General features: G+C 64.3%; 16 protein-coding genes. 5 read left to right on the forward strand and 11 right to left on the reverse strand.

Annotation, left to right across the window (positions count from 1 at the left end):
* Nucleotides 1-40: 40 nt before the first annotated feature.
* From BGP00_RS08820 to BGP00_RS08830, 3 genes are read right to left on the reverse strand one after another with little or no spacing between them, the layout of a single operon-like run.
* Nucleotides 41-1,810 (reverse strand): acyl-CoA dehydrogenase C-terminal domain-containing protein, encoded by a 1,770-nt coding sequence (locus BGP00_RS08820; RefSeq protein ID WP_292690445.1) that lies wholly within the window; start codon nt 1,808-1,810, stop codon nt 41-43.
* A 43-nt stretch (nt 1,811-1,853) separates the two neighbouring features.
* Entirely contained in the window at nt 1,854-4,124 is a 2,271-nt protein-coding gene (locus BGP00_RS08825) for a 3-hydroxyacyl-CoA dehydrogenase NAD-binding domain-containing protein (RefSeq protein WP_292690447.1), read from the reverse strand.
* Nucleotides 4,125-4,148: 24 nt separating this feature from the next.
* Entirely contained in the window at nt 4,149-5,828 is a 1,680-nt protein-coding gene (locus BGP00_RS08830; RefSeq protein ID WP_292690450.1) for an electron transfer flavoprotein-ubiquinone oxidoreductase, read from the reverse strand.
* A gap of 312 nt (nt 5,829-6,140) precedes the next feature.
* Between BGP00_RS08830 and BGP00_RS08835 the strand changes: the two genes are divergently transcribed.
* Nucleotides 6,141-7,031, forward strand: a complete 891-nt coding sequence (locus BGP00_RS08835) for a LysR family transcriptional regulator (RefSeq protein WP_292690452.1) — start codon at nt 6,141-6,143, stop codon at nt 7,029-7,031.
* 615 nt (nt 7,032-7,646) lie between these two features.
* On the opposite strand, the gene BGP00_RS08840 is transcribed toward BGP00_RS08835, so the two are convergent.
* The gene (locus tag BGP00_RS08840) at nt 7,647-10,412 is read right to left on the reverse strand and encodes a DUF3857 domain-containing protein (protein ID WP_292690454.1); all 2,766 of its coding nucleotides are present in this window, start codon (nt 10,410-10,412) and stop codon (nt 7,647-7,649) included.
* 118 nt (nt 10,413-10,530) lie between these two features.
* On the opposite strand from BGP00_RS08840, the gene BGP00_RS08845 reads away from it, so the two are divergent.
* The 3 genes from BGP00_RS08845 to BGP00_RS08855 all read left to right on the forward strand — a co-directional run bounded on the left by BGP00_RS08845 (nt 10,531) and on the right by BGP00_RS08855 (nt 12,319).
* Nucleotides 10,531-10,746 carry a hypothetical protein gene (locus tag BGP00_RS08845; protein ID WP_292690457.1) on the forward strand — a complete coding sequence of 72 codons (216 nt, stop codon included), beginning with the start codon at nt 10,531-10,533 and terminating at the stop codon, nt 10,744-10,746.
* A gap of 229 nt (nt 10,747-10,975) precedes the next feature.
* The gene (locus BGP00_RS08850) at nt 10,976-11,884 is read left to right on the forward strand and encodes a TIM barrel protein (RefSeq protein ID WP_292690459.1); all 909 of its coding nucleotides are present in this window, start codon (nt 10,976-10,978) and stop codon (nt 11,882-11,884) included.
* Between the two features lie 45 nt (nt 11,885-11,929).
* Nucleotides 11,930-12,319, forward strand: a complete 390-nt coding sequence (locus BGP00_RS08855) for a DUF6379 domain-containing protein (RefSeq protein WP_292690461.1) — start codon at nt 11,930-11,932, stop codon at nt 12,317-12,319.
* 123 nt (nt 12,320-12,442) lie between these two features.
* On the opposite strand, the gene BGP00_RS08860 is transcribed toward BGP00_RS08855, so the two are convergent.
* From BGP00_RS08860 to kdpF, 7 genes are all read right to left on the reverse strand, one after another.
* Nucleotides 12,443-12,757, reverse strand: coding sequence for a DUF1905 domain-containing protein (locus BGP00_RS08860; RefSeq protein WP_168601941.1), 315 nt, complete (start codon nt 12,755-12,757; stop codon nt 12,443-12,445).
* A gap of 89 nt (nt 12,758-12,846) precedes the next feature.
* A complete protein-coding gene (locus tag BGP00_RS08865; protein ID WP_292690464.1) occupies nt 12,847-13,530 on the reverse strand; it encodes a response regulator in 684 nt (227 codons plus the stop codon).
* Nucleotides 13,531-13,540: 10 nt separating this feature from the next.
* A complete protein-coding gene (locus BGP00_RS08870) occupies nt 13,541-16,240 on the reverse strand; it encodes a sensor histidine kinase KdpD (RefSeq protein WP_292690466.1) in 2,700 nt (899 codons plus the stop codon).
* Nucleotides 16,227-16,805 (reverse strand): potassium-transporting ATPase subunit KdpC, encoded by a 579-nt coding sequence (kdpC, locus tag BGP00_RS08875; protein ID WP_292690468.1) that lies wholly within the window; start codon nt 16,803-16,805, stop codon nt 16,227-16,229. The genes BGP00_RS08870 and kdpC overlap by 14 nt, the downstream gene beginning before the upstream one ends.
* 12 nt (nt 16,806-16,817) lie before the next feature.
* Entirely contained in the window at nt 16,818-18,827 is a 2,010-nt protein-coding gene (gene kdpB, locus BGP00_RS08880) for a potassium-transporting ATPase subunit KdpB (protein ID WP_292690469.1), read from the reverse strand.
* 12 nt (nt 18,828-18,839) lie between these two features.
* A complete protein-coding gene (gene kdpA / locus BGP00_RS08885; RefSeq protein ID WP_292690805.1) occupies nt 18,840-20,531 on the reverse strand; it encodes a potassium-transporting ATPase subunit KdpA in 1,692 nt (563 codons plus the stop codon).
* Nucleotides 20,532-20,556: 25 nt separating this feature from the next.
* Nucleotides 20,557-20,646, reverse strand: coding sequence for a K(+)-transporting ATPase subunit F (gene kdpF, locus BGP00_RS08890; RefSeq protein ID WP_168601937.1), 90 nt, complete (start codon nt 20,644-20,646; stop codon nt 20,557-20,559).
* A 413-nt stretch (nt 20,647-21,059) separates the two neighbouring features.
* On the opposite strand from kdpF, the gene BGP00_RS08895 reads away from it, so the two are divergent.
* Nucleotides 21,060-21,668, forward strand: a complete 609-nt coding sequence (locus BGP00_RS08895) for a YceI family protein (RefSeq protein ID WP_292690472.1) — start codon at nt 21,060-21,062, stop codon at nt 21,666-21,668.
* Nucleotides 21,669-21,671 lie beyond the last annotated feature (3 nt).

Consider the following 21,671-nt stretch of genomic DNA (forward strand, 5'->3'; position numbering starts at 1 on the left):
GGGGGGACGCGAGACGGCCCGGCGCAACCGGGGGGGATGGTCAGAACTCGGTGGAAGCGACCGCCATGAGCGGGGCCGAACCGGCCTTGATCTGCACCGCCAGCGCGTGGGCCTGGGGCAGGATGCGCGTGGCGAAGAACTGGCCGACAGCCAGCTTGCGCGTTTCTTGCGGGCTCGCCTCAGCGCCCTTGGCCACCACGGCCAGCCCCATGCGCACCCACAGCCAGCCGAAGGCAACCAGTGCGAACATGCGCAGATAGTCGGTGGCGGCACCGTTCTGCTCCAGCGCGTTGGCGCCCTCGCCGGTGGTCAGCCAGGCGGTCACATCCTCCAGCGCGGCGAGCGCCTTGGCCACCGCCTCGGCGGTTTGCGCCACGGCGGGCACCTTGGCGCCGTCAGCCAACGTGGCCGCAATGTCGCTGAAGAAGGCGCGCACCGGCGCACCACCGTCGAGCGAAAGTTTGCGAACCACCAGATCCTGCGCCTGGATGCCGTTGGTACCTTCATAGATCTGCGCGATACGGGCATCGCGCACGAACTGTTCCTGGCCCCATTCCCTGATGTAGCCGTGGCCGCCCAGCACCTGCTGTCCCAGCACCGTGGCCTCAAATCCGAAATCGGTGAAGGCCGCCTTGATCACCGGGGTGAGCAGCGCAACAAGGCCGGTGGCCTGCTTGCGTACGCCGGCATCGGTGGATTTCGATTCCTTGTCCATTTCCAGCGCGGTGAAGATGGTCAGCGCGCGCGCGGCTTCAACGAAGGACAACATCGTCATCAGCATCTTGCGCACATCGGGATGCTCGATGATCATCCCCGATTCCTTGGCGCCCGGCGCGCGGCCCTGCTTGCGCTCCTTGGCATAGGTCGCGGCGGTCTGGTAAGAGGCATCGGCCAGCCCCAGACCCTGCACACCCACAAACAGGCGTTCGGCGTTCATCATGGTGAACATGGCATTGAGGCCTCGGTTGGCCTCGCCCACCAGCCAACCCTGGCAATCGTCATAGTTCATCACGCAAGTGGGCTGAGCGTGAATGCCCATCTTGTGCTCCAGCGAGCCGACATTCACCGCATTGCGCGCACCCAGCGAGCCATTCTCGTTTACCAGGAACTTGGGGCACAGGAACAGGCTGATGCCCTTGGTGCCGGCAGGTGCATCGGGCAGGCGGGCCAGCACCAGGTGGATGACGTTCTCGGCCATGTCATGGTCGCCCGAGGAGATGAAGATCTTCGAGCCGGATACCGTATAGGACCCGTCGCCGCGCGGCTTGGCGGTGGTCTTCAGCAGACCCAGATCCGAGCCGGAGGTGCCTTCGGTAAGCCCCATCGCGCCCGTCCACTGGCCCGAGATCATCTTGGGCAGGTAGGTTTCCTTCAGTTCCTGGTTGGCGTGGGCCTCGATTGCCTCACAGGCGCCGCGCGTCAGGCCCGGAAACAGGCCGAACGAAAGGTTTGAGGCCGAGAGCATTTCGTCCACCAGGATCTGCACGGTGCGCGGCAAGCCCTGGCCTTCAAACTCGGTGGGGGCCGACAGGCTGGACCAGCCGCCGTCGACAAAGGCCTTGAAGGCTTCTTTGAAGCCCTTGGGCGTGAAGACCAGCCCGCCCTCCAGACGGCTGCCTTCTTCATCGCCGCTCTGGTTGATTGGGCGCAGCACGCCGGCGCAGAATTTGCCGGCCTCTTCCAGAATGGTAGAAACCAGATCGTCCGACACTTCTTCGTAGCCGGGCAGGCCCGTGAGGACCTTTTCGGCCTGGAACACGTCCTTCAGCAGGAAACTCATGTCTGCGACGGGAGGGGTATAAGCGGGCATTTCATGCTCCTTGTTTTGCCGCGCCTTGTGTGCGGCGCGAAAATCAGTTGCGAAGGGGTTTGCCGGTGCGAAGCAGCGCATCGATGCGCGCCTGACTGGCGGGGTGAAGCGCCAGCGCCACAAAGGCGTCCAGAGCACGCGCGGTCACCTCCTCTTCGGTCAGGATTGCCGGCCCCGCCAACACGCCGGCAATGGCCGTGCCGATCACCGCATCATGCGGCGCCAGCGTGGCCGCCAAAGCGGTCACCTCTGTCTGCAAGGCGGCAGGCTCGGGCAGGTTTACCATGGCGCGCGGCGGCGTGGTGAAGTCAGGCACCATGGTCAGGGCCCGGGCCTTGGCATCGGCGATCAGCCGCTCCCGGTTCATGGTGATGCCGTCGCTTTCGCGCAAGAAGCCCTTGGCCCTGGCGTCAAACGCGCTGGTCGAGGTCTGGGCGGGCAGCACGATGCGCAGCGCGGCCAATGCGCTCCTCTGCGCATCGCCATCGCGTTCCTGAAGCCGCACGAGAAGCTGCGTCAGCCCGGCCCAGCCCGGCAGCAGCCCCACGCGCGGCTCCACCAGGCCGATGCCGATTTCGGCATGGGCCACTATGGCATGGCAGTGCAGCAATACTTCGCAGCCGCCGCCCAGAGCCGCGCCAAAGCCCGCGCCCACCACCGGAATGCTGGCATCGCGCAAGGTGTTGAACGCGGTGAGGCCCGCCTGAATAAAGGCGGCAAGCCCATCCCGATCGCCTGCCTGCGCCATGCGCAGCACCCCGGCCAGATCGGCGCCTGCGCTGAACACGGGGCCTTCATTGCCGATTACCAGCGCCTTGAAATGCGTTTGCGCCAGCGCGACCAGCTGATCGACCGAAGCGATCAGCTCCGCGCTGAAGCTGTTCATCTTGCTGTGGAACTCCAGCAGACCAACGCCGTCGCCAATATCCCACAAACTGGCGGCGGAGGTTTCTTCCACCGGCTTACCGGCCAGGCGCAGCGTCTCGATCGAGATCACGCCCGCAGGGTCGGCTATCGGCGCATAATCTATCGCACCTTGCCCGGGGACCAGAACTTCGCGGCGGCCTTCGTGTGTGCGGTAGAAGCCGCCCTTGGCAGCCGCAGCGGCCAGCAGCGGGGGCACGACAGCGGCGTTCTCTTCCAGCGTTTGCGCAAACCAGGCGGCGCCGATCCTGTCGATCAGTTCAAAGGGGCCGTATTTCCAGCCATAGCCCAAGCGCATGGCCTCATCCACCAGATCGGGGCTGTCGGCAATTTCAGGCACCAGCGCGGCGGCATAGGTCAGCGTGCGCGACAGCACCGCCCAGGCATAGCGGCCACCGGCCGCCGGATGCGCCAGCAGCGCGCGTGCATCGCCCTTGGCTTGGGCCAGGCTTTCGCACGCGGGGGGCGCGGTGGGACGGAACTCGCCCGACACCAGATCCAGCGTCTCGCTGCTCTTGCGGTCTTTCGAACGGCGATAGAAGCCGCCGCCACCCTTGCGGCCCGTCAGGCCGCGCGCCAGCATATCGGCCAGAAGCGGCGGTTCGGCCGGGGTGGCCTGCACTGCATCGGTGGTGGGCAGCGTATGCTGCAGTGAACGGATGAGGTTGGGCATCAGATCGTTGCCGATCAGATCGTAAAGTCCGAAGATGCCGGTTTTGGGGAAGCCGAACACTTTGCCGATAACCGCATCGGCCACTTCCACCGCGATGCCCGCCTTGATCGCTTCATCCAGCCCCACGGCCAGCCAATAGCAGCCGATGCGGTTGCCGATGAAGCCGGGCGTATCCTTGCAGGGCACCACGCCCTTGCCCAGTCGCTCGTCGCAGAAATCGCGGATGGCGGTCGTGGTGGACGCCAGCGTGCGCGGGCCGCTCACCAGTTCCAGCAGACGCATGTGGCGCGGCGGGTTGAAGAAATGGGCGATCAGGAAATGCCCGGCAAACTCGTCGGAGAAAGGTTGCAGCAGATCGTGCAGCGGGATGGTGGAGGTGTTGGAGGACACGATCGCGGTGGGCTTGCGTACCTTGTCAATGGCGGCAAACAGCGCATGCTTGATATCCAGCCGCTCGGCGACTGCCTCGATGATCCAATCGCAATCAGAGAGCAGGCCGATGTCGGCGCCCGTGGAGCCGGTGGCGATGCGCTGGGCAAACTCGGGCATCATGAAGCCGCCGGCCTTGAGCTGACGCTCCACGCCACCTTGGGCAAAGGCCGTATCCAGATCCAGCAGCACGACCTCCAGCCCGGCATTTGCCAAGTGGGCCGCAATGCCCGAACCCATTGTGCCCGCGCCAATAACCGCGGCTTTACGAATGATGACGTCACTCACGTTGACGATCCTTTCTGCGTGGAATTACATGTTCGGATAATTGGGACCGCCGCCGCCCTCGGGGGGCACCCAGGTGATGTTCTGGGCCGGGTCCTTGATGTCGCAGGTTTTGCAGTGGACGCAGTTCTGCGCATTGATCACGAAGCGGGGCTTGGACTTGGCCACCTCGTCGTTATACACAACCTCGTACACGCCCGCCGGGCAATAAAGCCGCGCCGGTTCACCGTAGACAGGCAGGTTCATTTCAATGGGAAGCGCCGGGTTGGCCAACCGCAGGTGGCAGGGCTGGTCCTCGGCGTGGTTGGTGCTGGACAGGAACACGGAAGAGAGGCGGTCGAAGGTGAGCACTCCATCAGGTTTGGGATAAGTGATGGGGGTGACTTCGGCGATGGGCTTGAGGCAGGCGCTGTCCGGCTTGCCATGCGACAAGGTGCCGAAGGGTGATTTGCCCAGCAGTTGGTTACACCACATATCAGCGCCGCCCAGCATGATGCCCAGCGGCATGCCGTATCTGGCCCAAAGCGGCTTCACATTGCGCACCGGCTGCAGGTCGCGGCCGATCGCGGACTGACGCCAGCCTTCCTCATAGGCGCGCGGTTCGCTGGAAGGCCTGCCGCTGAACAGTTCGCCCACCACGGCATCGGCGGCCTGGATGCCCGAGAGGATGGCGTTGTGCGACCCCTTGATGCGCGGCACGTTGACGAAGCCCGCCGAGCAGCCCAGCAGCGCGCCGCCCGGGAAGGTCAGGCGCGGGACCGATTGCCAGCCCCCTTCCGTCAGCGCGCGTGCACCATAGGCCAGGCGCTTGCCGCCCTCGAACGTATCGCGGATGGTGGGATGGGTCTTGAAACGCTGGAATTCCTCGAAGGGCGAAAGCGTGGGATTGGCGTAGTTGAGGTGGACGACAAAGCCGACCGCCACCAGATTTTCATCGAAATGATAGAGGAACGAGCCGCCGCCGGTATGCCGATCAAGCGGCCAGCCGAAGCTGTGCTGCACCAGCCCTTCCTGAAAGCGAGCAGGATCAACCTGCCACAATTCCTTGATGCCGATGCCAAATTTCTGGAAATCGCGGCCTTTGTCCAACCCGAAGCGGGCGATGGCCTGCTTGCTGAGCGAGCCGCGCGCGCCTTCGCCCAGCAGCGTGTAGGTGGCGCGTAGTTCCATGCCGCGCACAAAATCGCTCCGGGGATTGCCTTGCCGGTCAAGGCCCATGTCGCCGGTAGCCACACCTGCCACCTTGCCGTCCTCGATCAACAATTCAGAAGCGGCAAAACCGGGGAAGATTTCCACGCCCAACTCTTCTGCGCGGGCGGCCAGAAAGCGGGTGACATTGCCCAGCGAGCCGATGAAATTGCCATGATTATCGATCAGTTTCGGCATCATGGCGGTTGGCAGCCGGTGCGCGCCGGTTTGGGTGAGGTAAAGAAACCGGTCTTCCCGCACGCTGGTGGCCAACGGACAATCGGGGTGATTGCGCCACTCCGGCAGCAGGCTGTCCAGCCCGATCGGGTCGACAACTACGCCGGAAAGGATGTGGGCGCCCACTTCAGAGCCCTTTTCCACCACCACAACCGAGATGTCCCGTTCGTTTTTGGCGGCGGCCTGGCGGATCCTGATCGCAGCGGCCAGGCCAGCGGGGCCTGCGCCCACGATCACGACGTCGAATTCCATCGTTTCGCGTTGAGGAAGCGGCTCGCTCATTTAATTTGATCCGATTGCAGCGAGGAAAATGGGGGCGACAGTTCCATCCGAAGACAGATCGGCGGTGGAATCACGTGTCGTCAAAGTGTGGAGGCCATCCAGGCATCGGCATCGGGAAGCGGCCCTTTCAAGGCGCGGCCAGTTTCCGTCATCCTGGGAGTAAGATGATGGTTTCATAGAATTTATCTCTGTTGTCCGGCGGAAGGATCGGGGTGAGCCTGTCCTTTCCGTTTCTCCACGCGGCGGGCTAGTCCTTTGAGGGAGAGCGGGCAATCGCCTTGACATAACAAGACTTATACATAATCTGAATAAATGGCTCCTCTGGTCGAAGCTCTCCAATGGTTCATCCGCGTGGCGGAATGCGGCTCGTTCTCTGCTGTTGCACGCGAGGCCATGACAAGTCAGGTGATGGTGGGCAGGCGGATCAGCATGCTGGAGGCTCATTTTCGCGTCGCGCTGCTGCGTCGTTCTACCCGCAGCCTTGCCCTGACTGAGGACGGGGTTGCCTTTCTGGCTCACGCCCGCCGCATCGTGCGCGAATTTGAGGCGATGGAGGCTGATCTCCACAGTGGCGAGCGCGGCTATTCCGGCCACGTGCGTATCGGCACCACCAACACCTTCGGTTGCCACCTTGCCCGCAAGCTGCCGGAATTCCACCTTCACCACCCCGGCATCACGGTCGAGATGCTGTTGGGCGACGGCTTTGTGCATCTGGTGGAGGACGGGCTGGACCTGGCCATGCGCACCGGGCAGGTGAATGAAACTACCATAGTGGCACGGCATCTGGGTGATGTGCCGCGCTATCTCGTCGCCTCGCCCGCCTATCTTGAACGATGCGGCACGCCGCTTTCCATCAACGATCTGCAATTCCATAATTGCGTGCTGTTCAGCTATGGTACCACGCGGCAGGTGTGGACGATTGATGGAGAGCCGATCCGCGTATCGGGCACCTATCGCACCAACAGCAGCCTGGCGCAGCATGAGGCGGTAAGAAACGGGGCGGGCATCAGCCTGTTCGCCTATTTCCAAGTGGAGGAAGACGTGCGGGCGGGCCGGTTGGTGCGGCTGCTTCCCAACGCCAAGATCGAGCCGGTGCCTTTTTACGTGACCTATCCGGCGCGCCAGACGCTGCCTGCGCGCACGCGCATAGTGATGAACTGGATTATCGGCGAGGCCGAGGCGCTGATCGGAAAGACGCAGTAATCCGGAGGCGCCGTTCCGGATCAGGCGGAAGGGGATGGATCGAAGTTGTCCCGGTCATGAAGGACCGTCGATTAGTGTGATCAACTCTTTCTTTTTCAACAAGCCTAGACGGAAGCCAGAGCTTCGGGCCAGGATAACCAGAATAGGGCGGCGGAAAAGATGGAAGGCACTTTGCCACAGACGATTGGCATCGGCATCTCCAAAGTAGCCCTGGATGTGTTTGCCTATCCCGCAAGCTGTGAGCGGCGGTTCTCCAAGACGAACAAGGGGCACAATGGCAGATTGAGCGGATCGCTTATGGAGCAATTGGTGGATAACCACCGCCGCGATCCCGGGCGACGATGGATATGGAGGAACGTTTGGCTAGCCTGACCCGTGACGTTTCCAGTGGCCGATCTGGCAAGAGGGTGACTGGCTTGCGGCGCTCCAGATCCCGGTAAAGCGTTGGAAGGATATCATCATCAGCAGCAAAAGCGATTCAGAGCCACATCTCAGCGACAATGCCTGGTCAATTCTCATCGCTATTCAACAACTTGTCCTCATGACCGTCCATCGCCTTTGTCTGTCTGTGCCCCTCCCGGCGTTGCGATTGTGCAGGCCGCCGGGGATGTCCGATCAATAGGTCAGTCCATAGCGCTTGTATTCATTCTCGGCATTGGGCAGGAGCCGGCGCGAGCTGGCCAATTCCTTTTGCGCCTCGGCCGCGCGGCCCAGTTTTTTGAGCACAATGGCCCGCACCAGCCGGGTCTGCCCCTGAGAGGGATTTTGCAGCAGGGCCGCGTCCAGATCGCTCAGCGCCGCATCCAGCCGGCCCATGCGCAGCCAGACCACCGCGCGACTGTCGAGGATCGGCGCTGAATCGTCGGTCATTTCGATGGCGCTGGTGCAATCCTTGAGCGCCGTCTCGATCTGCACCTGCCGCAAGGCCTTGGCCCAGCAGCGCGCGTTGAGCAGATCGGGGCGGCCGGGCTTTTTCGCGATCAGCGCGTCCATCTGCGCCAGCCCCTCCTGCACATCGCCATAGGAAGCGATCAGCACCGCCTTATCCAGCAGGATACTGTCCTTTTCCTTGCCAGCCACCGAGATACGTTCGTCCAGCATGGCCACCCCGCTGGTCAGATCGCCACGGCGGGCGGCGATGTCGGCGGCAAGAGTGAGCGCGGCTACATCGGAGGGATCAACCGCTCTGGCCGCTTCGGCATCCTTGGCCGCAGCGGTCAGATCGCCGGTCTGCACCTCCAGATTGGCGCGGTTGACGTAGTTTTCGGCCGATGGCTCCTTGGCAATGACCTTGGTCCAACTGGCGATGGCGCCGGGATAATCGCCGATGCCCTTAAGGAAACTGGCCTGCCCGGCAAGGGCTGATGTGTCTTCCGGTTCGCTCTCGCTGACGGCTGCCTCGAACACGGCGGTGACGGCGGCAAGCTGGGTGCCGGGCCCCTTGCCGGCAAGGGGCAGGTTCCAGCGCCGCAAGGCATCCTGCGGGGCCAGCAGGCGCGGCCCGGCCGAAAGAGTCTGCGCGGCCAATGCTCTTTCCGCCGGAATGCGCGCGGGCAGGATTTCCGCCGCGCGGCTGCTCAGGCTTTCGTCAAGCACCACCTCATCGCCGGAAAAGGTGGTCTGCCGGGTCAGCATATAGCCCGCCACCTCGCCGGAGAACGAGGGCGTGCCCTCCATCGTATAGCCTCGTCCGGCGTCGGGCAGGCGCAGGCGCATGTGGATATGCGCCTTGTCGGGCATCCCGGTGGCGACCGGTATGTCGGCCCAGGCCGGTCTGGCCCGGTCGGGCGCGAACGAAACCTTGTCGGTCACGCGCGAAAGACTGCGCTTGCGGCGATTGTCTTCCTGTTGCCAAGGGGTTGAAACCAGTCCGCGCCCGGAGATGGTCACGGTGGCCTCTTCCTTGTTTTCAACCAGCGCCAGCTTGGTGAACTGTCCGCTGCCGACCACATTGCTCATGACGCCATGAAGCAATTGCAGCTTTTCCTTCTCGCCGATCTGGTTGGCCATCAGCGAGAGGGCCATGGCGTTCTGGCCGCGCAGGGTCAGGCGCGCATCGACAACGCTGGGTAGGTCGAGGCTGGAGCTTTCATCCACCACCAGATCGAGATCGGTGGTCGGCCGGGCCGGAGCCTTGCGCGAGACCTCTTCAATGGCGGCCCCCACGCTGCGAACGGGCAAGATATAGCGGAAGGGAGGCGTATCCTGCAGGTCCACCGGTCGGGTGCCCGCCGCGGTGCCGTCCAGCCAGATGCTCTGGCCATCCACCCGGGCGCGGACAAACACATGGTTGAAAGCCGACAGCGCGGGCAGACGGTCTTTCACCAGATCATCCAGCCCGACATTGGCCAGCACCGGTTCGGCCTCGATCTTCATCGCATGGAGCATCGAGAGCAGCAGCAGCGTCTTGGCCTTGCAATCGCCATAGCGCACAGCCCACGTCTTTTCCGCAGACTGGGGAATGTAATTGCCCCCGTCCATCGACAAAGCGAGATAGCGGACATCATCCTGCACGATGCGCAGCGCGCGGGCGATGCGCTGAAGGGGATCGGTGGTCTGGGCCGCGATCTGGGCCACGGCCTTGTCCAGCGCGCTGTCATGAGCGATGGCGCCCTCGGTCTTGTAGAGCGAGGCCACGGTCTGCGAAACTTCGGCCCATGAGGCGAAAGTGGATGCCTCGATCAGCGCAGGGTGCCGGAAGCGGCCCGGCGCATCCTGCGGCATATCGGGCGCCTTGGGGGCGGGCAATGTGATGTTGAGCACCGTGTCGCCACCAAGGCTGGCGGTGTTGGTCACGACATTGGCGGCCAGCAATTTCCAGTGCAGCGGCTCGCCCGTCGGCCACAGCACCCGCATGGTGGCCTTGCTCGTGCGGGCGGGCAGCGAGAGCAGCGGGCTGACCCATTGCACATGCCCGTTCAGCGCCGGATCGCGCATGGTGGTGGACGCGCGCAGCCGAAGCGTATCACCTATCCGCAGCCCTTCGACCGCCAGCGTCGCAGTCAGCAGGCCCGTCAGTTCCTGCTGTTCGAGGCTCTGTTCGCGACGCAGCACGGTGAATTTCTGGCCCTGCGCCAACAGGTCGATCTTTTCGGCCCCGCGCAGGATGCTCAGTTCATGGATGATGAGATCGCCCTTGTCCGGAAACCAGGGCAGGGCGATCATGGAATTTTGCGCCAGTTGTTCGGGCGAGGCGATCCGGTTGGCGATGTCGGCATAATTCCACAACTGGCCGCGGCTGAAACGCTCCTGAAAATCGAAGGCGCTGGGCGGGGTTCCGCCGGGCGTGACCAGTTCCTTGGGCAGGCCGCTTTCCACCACCCATGCGGGCGCGGGCTGGTACAGCGGCTGGTCGGCGGCAAGGGCGGGGCATGTGTGCAAGATTGCAGCAGAGGCGGTGGCGAGGAGCCATCTTTTGCGCATGGAAATCCCTGAATGATGCCTGCGGAACCAGAACGGAATCGCATGATATCCTTCGAGAGTGGCCGAGATGGGGTGCATGATCAAGATGGCCCCCGGCAAAAATGATCCGAAAACAGAGAGAAGAAATTTCGCGCTGCGCCGCCGATGGAAGAAGCGCGATGGGCGTGGATGGCGCTTGTTGTTGCGGGGGCAGGGTGCCGGGCACTTTTCCCGCGCAACCTGGCCGCCGGCGCTACATGCCGATGGGCTGAGGTTTGCGCTGTTCAAAAAGCGTTACTTCGGCTTTTCGTAGCCAATCGGACGGCCGGATGCGGCGGCGTGCCTACTGAGGGACACGGCTGACGCGCTCAATTTAAACGACGATCAGTTTTCTGGCGGGCGCGGCTTGTGATTAATCTAATCATCGTTTAGATGATCTGGGCAAGCGCTGTTGCGGGTGCCGCCATCGGGGCGGCCCTCACAGGGTACAGGTGGACAATCTCGCGACCACCGCAGAATTTCAGGATGGACGGGAGTTCAAGATGGCAGGGCAATTCAAGTACGGGGTGTCGCTATACAGTTTCACCGAGGATTTCGGCAGCGTGATGGGCCTTGAGGAGGGCTTTGACCATATTGCCGACACCGGCGCCACGGGGATCGAAATCCTGGGCGCCACGCATGTGACAGGCTATCCCGAGCCGCCGAAAGCATGGCTTGACCGCTGGTTCGACCTTTTGGACCGGCACAGGCTTGAGCCGACCAACATGTGTTCGTGGGTCGATACCAAATTGCGCCTCGGCTGCTCGATGACCATCGAGGAGGGCGCGGCCGAACTGGAGCGCGATCTGCGTCTGGCGCACAGGCTGGGCTTCAAGTTTCTGCGTCCCAAATTCGGCGTCATCGATCAGGATCTGACTCCCGATCCGATCTGGGCCCCTGCGGTGGAACGCGTGCTCGATCTGGCGCACAAACTGGATATCGTGATGAACCCGGAAATCCATTCGCCCACGCCGATCAATCATCCCGTGGTGCATGAATATATCCATTTCATCGAGCGCACCGGTACGAAGAATTTCGCCCTGTTGATCGACACCGGCATTTTTCAGGACCGCCCGCTGCGCGGGTGGCAGCATGAATTGCCCGAAGGCGACAGCGAGGCGGCCAAAATCATCAACGGCATCCATGTCGACCCCGAGGAATTCCTGGGCATCGCCCAATATGTCTCCTTCATTCAGGCCAAATTTCATTACATCAATGATGACCTGCATGATGAGAACATCCCGTGGGACAAGGTCATACCGGTGCTCAAGCGGGCAGGATATGCGGGCTATCTCTCCTCCGAATATGAAGGTGCGCGTGAACCGTGGGTCGCCATTGATCAGGTCCGCCGCCAACAACTGCTGCTGCGACAGCTTGAACAGGCCTATGACGCCGCGCCGGTCGCGGCCTGAGCCAGAGGTCCTTCAGCATAGAGGTCTATGATGTACGAATTTCAATTGATCCAAAGCACTGGCTTTCGCAACCATGGCCCGCAGGGCGCACGCGATGGCTTTGAACTGCGCCTGCGCCTGCCCAATTATCGCGGGATGCGGCTCTCGCTGCTGGATGGCATTGACGTGACTGTCGATGGCGAATTCTTCGGCCACGAGGTCAACAGCCTCATCCTGCATGGCGAAACCTATGACCTTGAAGACATACGCAAGGCCACCGCGGTCAGTTGGGCGATGGGCGACTTCGGCTCGGTTTTTGTTCCCAAGGCGGGCGGTCTGGCGCCGGGCATCCATCACCTGAAAGTGGCCGCGCGGGTGCGCTCGCCCTATTTTCCGCCGCATCTTCAGCCTCTGCCGGTCAATGGCGAGAGGTTGGCGACGATCATTCTGCCATAATGGGGCGGGCGGCAGTCCATACTGACAGCCGCCCCGTTGCCTCGGTCGATCTTGCCTGAGCGGGGGTGGAGTAGGCCGGTCTCGTTGACCAGTCCCTCTCCCATGATGTCGCTCGGCGCCGGTTCAGATCTCCAGCGACACGTTGATCTGGCTGCCTTCCTCGATCTTTTCGCGTTTGCGCACCTGCGCCTTGAGCGGCAGTAGCCAGCCGCCGGTTTCACGCTGCGGGAAAATCGAGGTGCGCCATGTGGTCGTGCCGATGGTGGCGCGCACGGCCAGCGAGCCAAAACCGGCCGTCAGCCCCAGCGATGCCAGCTTGAGCTCGGCGGCCGGTGCGCCCGTGATGCTGACGAAGAACCAGCGCATGGGTTTTTCGCCGCTGCGCGCCTGCCATATCCAGACCTTGCCGGTAAAGGTCACTTCCTCGCGCTCGCTCATGGCGCGGGCGGCTTGCTGCTGTGGGGCTGGAATCGCAATGGCATAGGCTCATCATGGCGCGGCAAAGCCACCATGCCAAGTATCTGTCCTCAGGCGATCAGGCGATAGCCGATCCCCGGCTCGTTGCGGATCATGCTCTGTTCGACCGGCACATCCTCCAGTTTGCGGCGCAATCCGCGCGCCGCCACGCGCAGATATTCCACCGCCTGCTCCTGCCCCGGCCCCCATACGGCGCGCAGGATCGCCGCATGCGAGACGACCCGGCCGGGATAGCGCGCCAGCTCGGCCAGAAAGCCATATTCCTTCGGGCTGAGATGCACCTCCGCCCCCTCCCGCCGCACGATGCGGGCGGCCAGATCGATCTCCACCGCCCCCAGCCGCACCAGCGGCGCGGCATTCTCGGCCAGCAGCCGGTTGCGCAGCGCGACCCGCACGCGGGCAAGCACCTCCTCTGTATCGAAGGGCTTGGTGACATAATCATCGGCGCCCAGATCAAGCGCGGCCACCTTTTCCCCCGTCGCATCGCGCGCCGAAACGACCAGCAGCGCGGCCTTGCCCGCCTTGATGGGGCCGATCAGCTCCATCCCATCGCGGTCGGGCAGGCCCAGATCGAGCAGCACCAGATCCGGCTTGTCGATGTTGAGCGCGGCCAGCGCCTCGCGCGCATTGGCGGCCTCCACCACATCCATGCCCGTCCGCGACAGGCTGCCGCGCAGCAGGCGGCGGATCGCCATTTCATCGTCCACCACCAGAATTTTCGCCCCACCTGTCATATCTTGCCCTTCATGGCTGATCGCTTTCCTTCCATAATAACGCGCCGGGCATGTGCAGCGTAAAGCAGGCCCCGCTGCCGTCCGTGCGGTTGGCCGCGCGCGCCTGCAATCCCATCGCTTCGGCAAAGCCTTTGACAATGGCAAGGCCAAGCCCTGTCCCGCCCTTGCGGTCCGATCCTTCCAGACGGGTGAAGGTTTCGAACACGCGCCCCTCGGCGCCGGGCGGCAATCCGGGGCCTTCGTCGATCACCCTCAGATCCAGTCCGTCGGCATCGGGCCGGGCCTCTATGCGGATGGGGGTCTCGGCGGGGCTGTAATGGGCGGCATTCTCGATCAGATTGATCAGGCAATGATGCAGCAGCCTGGGATCAAGCCGGACAAGGGGCAGATCGGGAGCAATGCCGATGAGGAGCGGCCGCGCCCCCAGCAAATGGCGCAGGTCATGCACCGCGCTGCTCACGGCCTCGGCCAGATCGACGGGTTCGGGCCGCCATTCCACCGCCCCGGTCTCGATCCGCACCATATCGAGCAGATTGGCGACAAAGCGCTGCAGCCGTTCACCTTCGGCGCGGGCGAGGGTCAGCACGCGCTCCTGTTCGGGGTTGGCGGGCGTCACATTGCCCAGCAGGCCGATGACAGCTGTGAGCGGCGTGCGCAGATCATGGCTGACCGAGGAGAGCAGGGCGGCGCGCAAGGCATCGCGCTCCTCCAAACGCCGCATCTGTCCGCGTTCGGCCTCCAGCCGGATACGGTCGAGCGCAAGGCCCGCCTGATCGAGAAAGCTGGTCAGCATCGGCAGCAGGTCGGCCCGCACCGGCCGCGCCGCATCGGGATGCGCCACGCCCAGCACGGCCAGCGCCTTGCCCCCCGCCTCAACCGGCAGAAACAGCCATTCGGCCGCCGAGAGCGTATCTGATCCGCGCCCGGCCGGTCTGCGATTGTCAAAGGCCCATTGCGCCACCACCCGGTCCAGCGCCTGCAAGGCGGTGTCGGGCGGACTGGCGGCTATTTCGACCAACGCCCCATCCTGCGGCATCAGCAGCACCGTATAGCACCCCAGCAGCCCCGCGCCTTCCTCGCACAGCACACGGCCCAGATCGCCCGCCGCGCCGATCCCCGTCAATTGCCGCGCAAATCCGGCCAGCGCGCTGGACCGCACCGCGCTCGCCCGCGACAGCATCGCAGTATCGCGCAGCCTCCCCGCCATATGGCTGACCACCATCGCCACCGCCAGCAACACCACCACCGTGATCAGATTTTGCGGATCGGCAATGGTGAAAGTGTGGACCGGCGGGATGAAGAAGAAATTATAGGCCAGCGAGGAGAGCAGCCCGGTCACAATCCCCGTCCACAACCCATAGCGCGTGGCCGCCAGCATCACCGGCAGCAGATAGAGCAGCGCGATATTGGTGACGCTGCCCAGCGCGGCAAACATGACGCCCGCCAGAGTGACGCAGGCGATCAGCGCGCCCGAGATCAGCAGGCCGGGCGGAAGCAGCCATGCGGCCGGATCGAACGGCGCATCGCGCGGGGGCGCGGGGCGGGGGCGCGGCGCGCCGCGCGGCACGATATGCAAGGCTGCACCAAGCCCCAAAGCCGCCAGTTGCGCCGACAGGGCATCCCGCCGAAACAGGCCCCGGCGCGCGCCCTGACCCAGCACGAGGATCGTGGCGCGCAGATCCGCCGCCATATGGGCCAGCCCTTCGGCCAGCCCCGCCGCCGGGACGGTCGCCACCTGCGCGCCCAATTGCGAGGCGAGGTGGAGCGCGGCGGCAAGCTCCTCGCGCGAGCCGGAGTTGGGCAGGGCGGAGTTGGGCGAGGCGGGGCCGGTTTCGATATGCACCGCCGTCCATGGCGCCGAAAGAGAATCCGCCAGCCTTTTACCCGCGCGCACCACCTCCTGCGCCCCGGCATCCGCGCCCACGGCCACCAGCAGACGTTCGCCCGCCGCCCATGTGCCCTCCAGCGCATGGGCGCGCAGATAGTCGAGCATCTGCGCATCGACCGCTTGCGCGGCGCGGCGCAGCGCCAGTTCGCGCAGGGCCGTCAGATTGGAATGGGAAAAGAAATGGGCCAGCGCCCGGCTCGCCTCCTGCGGCACATAGACCTTGCCCGCTTTCAGCCGCTCGATCAGCTCACCGGGGGGAATGTCGACCACTTCGATCTCGGCGTGGTCCAGCACCCGGTCGGGCAGCGTCTCGCGCACCCGCAGCCGGGCAAAGGAGGCCACCACATCGTTGAGGCTTTCCAGGTGCTGGACATTGAGGGTCGAGTAAACGTCGATCCCCGCGTTCAGCACTTCCTCGACATCCTGCCAGCGCTTGTCATGGCGGCAACCGGGGGCGTTGGTATGGGCCAGTTCGTCAATCAGCACGAGCGCGGGGCGGCGCGCGATGATGGCGTCAAGGTCCATCTCATGCAGGCTCTGGCCGCGATGGTCGATGGCGCGGCGGGGGATGATCTCAAATCCAGCCGCGCGCTGCTCGGTTTCGGCGCGACCATGGGTTTCGATCACGCCGATCACCACATCCTCGCCCGCATCGCGGCGGCGCGCGGCCTGCATCAGCATTTCATAGGTCTTGCCCACGCCCGGGGCCGCCCCAAGAAAGAGCTTGAGGCGACCCCGGACGCCATCCTGTCGGCCTATCGTGCGCAACAGGGCGTCGGGATCGGGGCGGATCGTGTTCACCGGGCCATCATGCTCCCGCATGCCCCGCTCCGTCGAGGGCCAGATTGAGCCGCAACACATTGACCCGGTTTTCGCCCAGCACGCCCGCCAGCGGGGTTTCAATGGCCGCGCGCACCAGTGCCTCGACACGCTCCACGGGCATATGGCGCGCCTGCGCCACGCGGGGGGCCTGCAAAAGGGCCGCCTCGGGGCTGATATGGGGGTCGAGCCCCGAGGCGGAGGTGGTCACCATTGCAGGCGGGACCTCGTGATAACCCTGAGCGCGCAGGGCGGCGGCATCCTTGGCGATACGCTGGGCCAGCGCCGCCGAGGCCGGGCCAAGGTTGGAACCGGCAGACGCGCTGGCATCATAATTGGCGGCCGAGGGGCGGGGGTGGAAATAGCCCGGCGCGGCAAAGCCTTGTGCCAGCAGGTCCGAGCCGATCACCTGCCCGTGGCGCTCGATCAGGCTGCCATTGGCCTGATGCGGGAAAAGGGCCTGCGCGGCGGCGGTGATGGCCAGAGGATAGGCCCCGCCCAGCAGCAGGGCAAAACCGGCGGTCATCACCAGCGAAGGGCGCAGGGCGGATGCGAAAGTCTTGAGCATGGATTCTCTCCCTCAGGCCAGATTGAGCGCGGCAACGGCAAGGTCGATCGCCTTGATGCCGACAAAGGGCGCGATCAGGCCGCCCAGCCCGTAGATCGCCAGATTGCGCGCCAGCATCGGTCCGGCCCCCATCGGGCGATAAGTCACCCCGCGCAGCGCCAGCGGCACCAGCGCCGGAATGATCAGCGCGTTGAAGATGATGGCCGACAGGATCGCGCTCTGCGGCGATGCCAGCCCCATCACGTTCAGCGCGCCAAGGCCGGGATAAAGCACGACGAACATGGCCGGGATGATGGCGAAATATTTGGCCACATCATTGGCGACGCTAAAGGTGGTCAGCGCCCCGCGCGTCATCAGCAATTGCTTGCCCAGCCCGACGATCTCGATCAGCTTGGTCGGGTCGGAGTCCAGATCGACCATATTGCCCGCCTCGCGCGCGGCTTGCGTGCCGGTGTTCATCGCCACGCCCACATCGGCCTGCGCCAGAGCGGGCGCGTCATTCGTGCCGTCGCCGCACATGGCGACCAGACGCCCGCCCTGCTGCTCCTGCCGGATCAGCGCCAGCTTGTCCTCGGGCGTGGCTTCGGCCAGGAAATCGTCGACGCCTGCCTCGGCGGCGATGGCGGCGGCGGTCAGGGGATTGTCGCCGGTGATCATCACCGTGCGGATGCCCATCTGGCGCAATTGGGCAAAACGGTCGCGCACGCCCGATTTGATCACGTCCTTGAGCGCGATCACGCCCAGCAACCGGCCATTCTCCGCCACGCCCAGCGGGGTCTGGCCAAGACGGGCGATGTCGTCGGAGATGCGGCGCAGTTCGGCGGAGGCGGTTTGCCCGACATCGGGATGGACGCGCAGCAGCGAATCCACCGCCCCCTTCTGGATCAGGCTTTGGCCGGTGCGGATGCCCGACAGGCGGGTCTGGGCGGTAAAGGGGATGATCTGCGCATCCTCGGGCAACGCGCCCTGCGCCAGATAGGCGGCGCGGGCCAGCACCACGATGGAGCGTCCCTCTGGCGTTTCATCGGCCAGGCTGGCCATCAGCGCGGCCTGCGCAAGGCGCTCCATCGCGACGCCGGTCAGGGGGCGGAATTCGCAGGCCGCCCGGTCGCCCACGGTAATCGTTCCGGTCTTGTCCAGCAGCAGCACGTCAATATCGCCCGCCGCCTCGACCGCGCGGCCCGATTTGGCCAGCACGTTGAAGCGCACCAACCGGTCCATCCCCGCAATGCCGATGGCCGAGAGCAGCGCGGCAATCGTGGTGGGAATGAGCGTGATGAGCAGCGCCGCCAGCACCGCCACCGGCACGCCGCCCCCCGCATAATGGGCAAAGGCGGGAATGGTCGATACCGCGATCAGGAAGATGATGGTCAGCCCCACCAGCAGGATCGTCAGCGCGATCTCGTTGGGCGTCTTTTGCCGCTGCGCGCCTTCGACCAGCGCGATCATGCGGTCGAGAAAGCCTTGGCCCGGCTCCTGCGTTACGCGCACGCGGATGTGATCGGAAATGACGCGGGTGCCGGCGGTAACCGCGCTACGATCGCCGCCGGCCTCGCGGATGACGGGGGCGCTCTCGCCGGTGATGGCGGCCTCGTTGACGCTGGCCACGCCTTCGATCACTTCGCCATCGGCCGGGATAAGGTCGCCGGTTTCCACGATGACTTCATCGCCGCGCTTCAACTGGCTGGCCGGGACCATGCGGCCATCGGGCAGGCGGGCGACAAGATCGGATTTGGTGGCGCGCAACGAGGCCGCCTGCGCCCGGCCCCGCCCTTCGGCCAGCGCCTCGGCAAAGGTGCCGAACAGCACGGTCAGCCAGAGCCAAGCGATCAGTTGCAGTTGAAAGCCCAGCGACAGGCCGCCATCGCCAATGACCAGCAGGACAGTCAGCAGCGTGGCGACAACCGCCGTGGTGAACAGCACCGGATTGCCGATAAGCTCGCGCGGGGCCAGTTTGCGCAAGGCATCGCGCATCGCGGGCAGCACCAGTTCCGGCGCGAACATGGATTGGGGGCTGGACATCTCTATCGTCCTTTAAAAAGCAGTATGGGCCAGCACCGACACCTGATCGGCAATCGGGCCAAGCGCGAGGCTGGGCAGGAAGGTGAGGCCGCCAAGGATCAGGATCACCCCGATCAGCAGGCCGACCCACAAGGCCCCGGTGGTGGGAAACGAACCGGCGGTGGCGGGCGTGTGGCGCTTGGCGGCAAGGCTGCCTGCGATGGCCAGCACGGGGATGATGACAAAGAAGCGCCCGACCCACATCGCCACGCCCAGCAGGCCGTTATAGAAGGGCGTGCCCGCGCTGAGGCCCGCAAAGGCCGAACCATTGTTGGCCGTGGCCGAGGAGAAGGCGTAGAGGATTTCGCTGAACCCATGCGGGCCTTTGTTGAGCGGCCCTGCCAGCCCCGCAGGCAGCACGGCGGCCAGCGCGGTAAACCCAAGGATCGAGAGCGGCAGCACCGCAATCGCCAGCACGGCGAGCTTGACCTCGCGCGCCTCGATCTTCTTGCCGACATATTCGGGGGTGCGCCCCACCATCAGCCCGGCCACGAACACCGCCAGCAGCGCAAAGAGCAGGAAGCCGTAGATCCCCGAACCCACGCCGCCGATGACGATCTCGCCAAGCTCCATGTTGAAGATCGGGATCAGGCCGCCGATCGCGGTGAAACTGTCATGCATGGCGTTGACCGCGCCGCAACTGGCCGCGGTGGTGACGGCGGAGAACAGGGCGCTAGCGGCGATGCCGAAGCGCACTTCCTTGCCCTCCATATGGCCGCCCGCCATGGCCAGAGTGGCGCCGTCGGCCTCCTGCCAATAGGCGACGCCGGCGCCCGCCAAGAACAGGATCAGCATTGCGCAAAGGATTGCCCAGCCCTGGCGCGTGTTGCCCACCGCCCGGCCAAAGCACCATGTCAGACCCGGCCCGATGGCAAAGATCGAGAGCATCTGGACGAAATTTGTCAGCGCGCTTGGGTTTTCGAAAGGATGGGCCGAATTGGCGTTGTAGAAACCGCCGCCATTGGTCCCCAGCATTTTGATCGCCTCCTGACTGGCCACCGGGCCAAGCACGATGGCTTGCTTTGCGCCCTCCAGCGTATGGGCCTCGACCAGACTGGCGAATGTCTGTGGCACGCCGCAGGCCACCAGAAACAGCGCGTAGACCACGCAGAGCGGCAGCAGGAGATAAAGCGTCACACGGGTGCAGTCGGCCCAGAAATTACCGACCGTCTTGGCCTCATGGCGGGCAAAGCCGCGAAACAGGGCAAAGGCGATGGCGATGCCCGTGGCGGCCGAGAGAAAGTTATGGATCGTGAGGCCCACCATCTGGCTGAAGTTCGAGAGCACACTTTCGCCCGCATACCATTGCCAGTTGGTGTTGGTGACAAAGGCAATGGCGGTGTTCATCGCGCCATCCGCGTCGATCCCGGCCAATCCGCGCGGGTTCATCGGCAGCACGCCCTGCAAGCGCAGGATCGCATAGGTGAAGAGCGTAAGCACCGCCTGAAAGGCCAGCATATGCAGCCCATAGGCCAGCCAGCCCTGTTCGCGGGCCGGATCCAGGCCCGATGCGCGGTAAAACCCGCGTTCCACCGGGCCCAGCAGGCGGTGCAGCGGCGTGTCGCGCCCTTCATAAAGCGCAAACAGCCATTGGCCTACCGGCTTGGCCAGCAGCGCCACCAGCGCGGTGAAAATGAGGATCAGGCCCCAGCCGGACATGGTCATGCCATTTGTCACGGGCGCCTCCTTTCTAGAACTTTTCGGGCCGCAGCAGCGCGACCACCAGATAAGCGAGCAGGCCCAGCGCCGTCAGCGCGGCCAGCCAGAGCGAAAGGGTCATTGCCGGTTTCCTTGAAGTTCAGGCGCGCTCGAACAGGCGCAGAAAGGCAAGGCTGGCCAGCACGAGGCCGGCGAGCATACAGAGCCAGACAAGGTCATTCATCGCATGGGCATCCTTTGCGGATTAAAGGATGTCGCAAAGGGGTGGCCCCCGGTGCGGCACGGACCAGCGATGCTTCATATGCGCGCTAAATTGCCATGTGAGGCTGGGGCAGGCGGCGTGAAATTTTCATAAAATGAGGTCTGGCTTCGCGATCGCACCAGCCGGTGGCCAGCGTGGCGCATGGACAACGGCGAAAACCTGTCGCGCCGATGCGCCGTCGAGGCCATCGCGGCTGATTGGGCCGGTGCGTCTGATTTCGCGCGACACGCGCTGATTTTTGCTATGGTTAAGTACCTTTGGAGTCTCTATCCATGAAACGCCTTATCCCGCTGCTGCTTTTTGCCCCCTTTGCCGTTCTCGCCGCCCCCGCGCTGGCTGCCAGCCAGGGGGCCGATGTCGCCCGGATCGAGGCGGGCACCTATGCCGCCGATCCTACCCATACCGCCGTTGCCGCGCGGGTCGATCATCTGGGCTTTTCCAAGACCACCCTGCGTTTTGCCAAAGCGGGCGGGGAATTGACCTTTGATCCGGCAAAGCCGGAGGCGGCCACGCTGGACGTTTCGGTCGATGCCGCATCGCTGAGCACCGACAACGAGGCGCGCGACAAGGAATTGCGCGGCGCCGGTTTCTTCAATGTCGCGGCTTTCCCAGCCGCGCATTATGTCGCGGGCGGACTGGTGCGGGTGGATGCCACCCACGCGCGGGTCAATGGTCGGCTGACCCTGCTGGGCGTGACGCGCGATGTGCCGATGGAGGTGACGCTGATCGGGGTGGGCACGGGCCTTGCCAATGACAAGCGGATCGGGGTGACCGGCCATATGCAGTTCAAGCGGTCGGATTTCGGTATGAAGACCTTCCTGCCCTTTGTCGGTGACGATGTGAGCATCGACATTGACGCCGAATTTTCAAAGAAGAAGTAAACT

The sequence above is a fragment of the Novosphingobium sp. 63-713 genome (assembly GCF_001898925.1).
Lineage (GTDB): Bacteria > Pseudomonadota > Alphaproteobacteria > Sphingomonadales > Sphingomonadaceae > Novosphingobium.

What these genes read in the sequence shown, in the direction of transcription:
- kdpF (WP_168601937.1), bottom strand. Translation starts at nt 20,646, where the DNA reads ATGACCCTTTCGCTCTGGCTGGCCGCGCTGACGGCGCTGGGCCTGCTC.
- BGP00_RS08870 (WP_292690466.1), bottom strand. Translation starts at nt 16,240, where the DNA reads ATGCGGGAGCATGATGGCCCGGTGAACACGATCCGCCCCGATCCCGAC.
- BGP00_RS08820 (WP_292690445.1), bottom strand. Translation starts at nt 1,810, where the DNA reads ATGCCCGCTTATACCCCTCCCGTCGCAGACATGAGTTTCCTGCTGAAG.
- BGP00_RS08830 (WP_292690450.1), bottom strand. Translation starts at nt 5,828, where the DNA reads ATGAGCGAGCCGCTTCCTCAACGCGAAACGATGGAATTCGACGTCGTG.
- BGP00_RS08860 (WP_168601941.1), bottom strand. Translation starts at nt 12,757, where the DNA reads ATGAGCGAGCGCGAGGAAGTGACCTTTACCGGCAAGGTCTGGATATGG.
- kdpB (WP_292690469.1), bottom strand. Translation starts at nt 18,827, where the DNA reads ATGTCCAGCCCCCAATCCATGTTCGCGCCGGAACTGGTGCTGCCCGCG.
- BGP00_RS08865 (WP_292690464.1), bottom strand. Translation starts at nt 13,530, where the DNA reads ATGACAGGTGGGGCGAAAATTCTGGTGGTGGACGATGAAATGGCGATC.
- BGP00_RS08850 (WP_292690459.1), top strand. Translation starts at nt 10,976, where the DNA reads ATGGCAGGGCAATTCAAGTACGGGGTGTCGCTATACAGTTTCACCGAG.
- BGP00_RS08845 (WP_292690457.1), top strand. Translation starts at nt 10,531, where the DNA reads ATGATCAAGATGGCCCCCGGCAAAAATGATCCGAAAACAGAGAGAAGA.
- kdpA (WP_292690805.1), bottom strand. Translation starts at nt 20,531, where the DNA reads ATGACCATGTCCGGCTGGGGCCTGATCCTCATTTTCACCGCGCTGGTG.
- BGP00_RS08835 (WP_292690452.1), top strand. Translation starts at nt 6,141, where the DNA reads ATGGCTCCTCTGGTCGAAGCTCTCCAATGGTTCATCCGCGTGGCGGAA.
- BGP00_RS08895 (WP_292690472.1), top strand. Translation starts at nt 21,060, where the DNA reads ATGAAACGCCTTATCCCGCTGCTGCTTTTTGCCCCCTTTGCCGTTCTC.
- kdpC (WP_292690468.1), bottom strand. Translation starts at nt 16,805, where the DNA reads ATGCTCAAGACTTTCGCATCCGCCCTGCGCCCTTCGCTGGTGATGACC.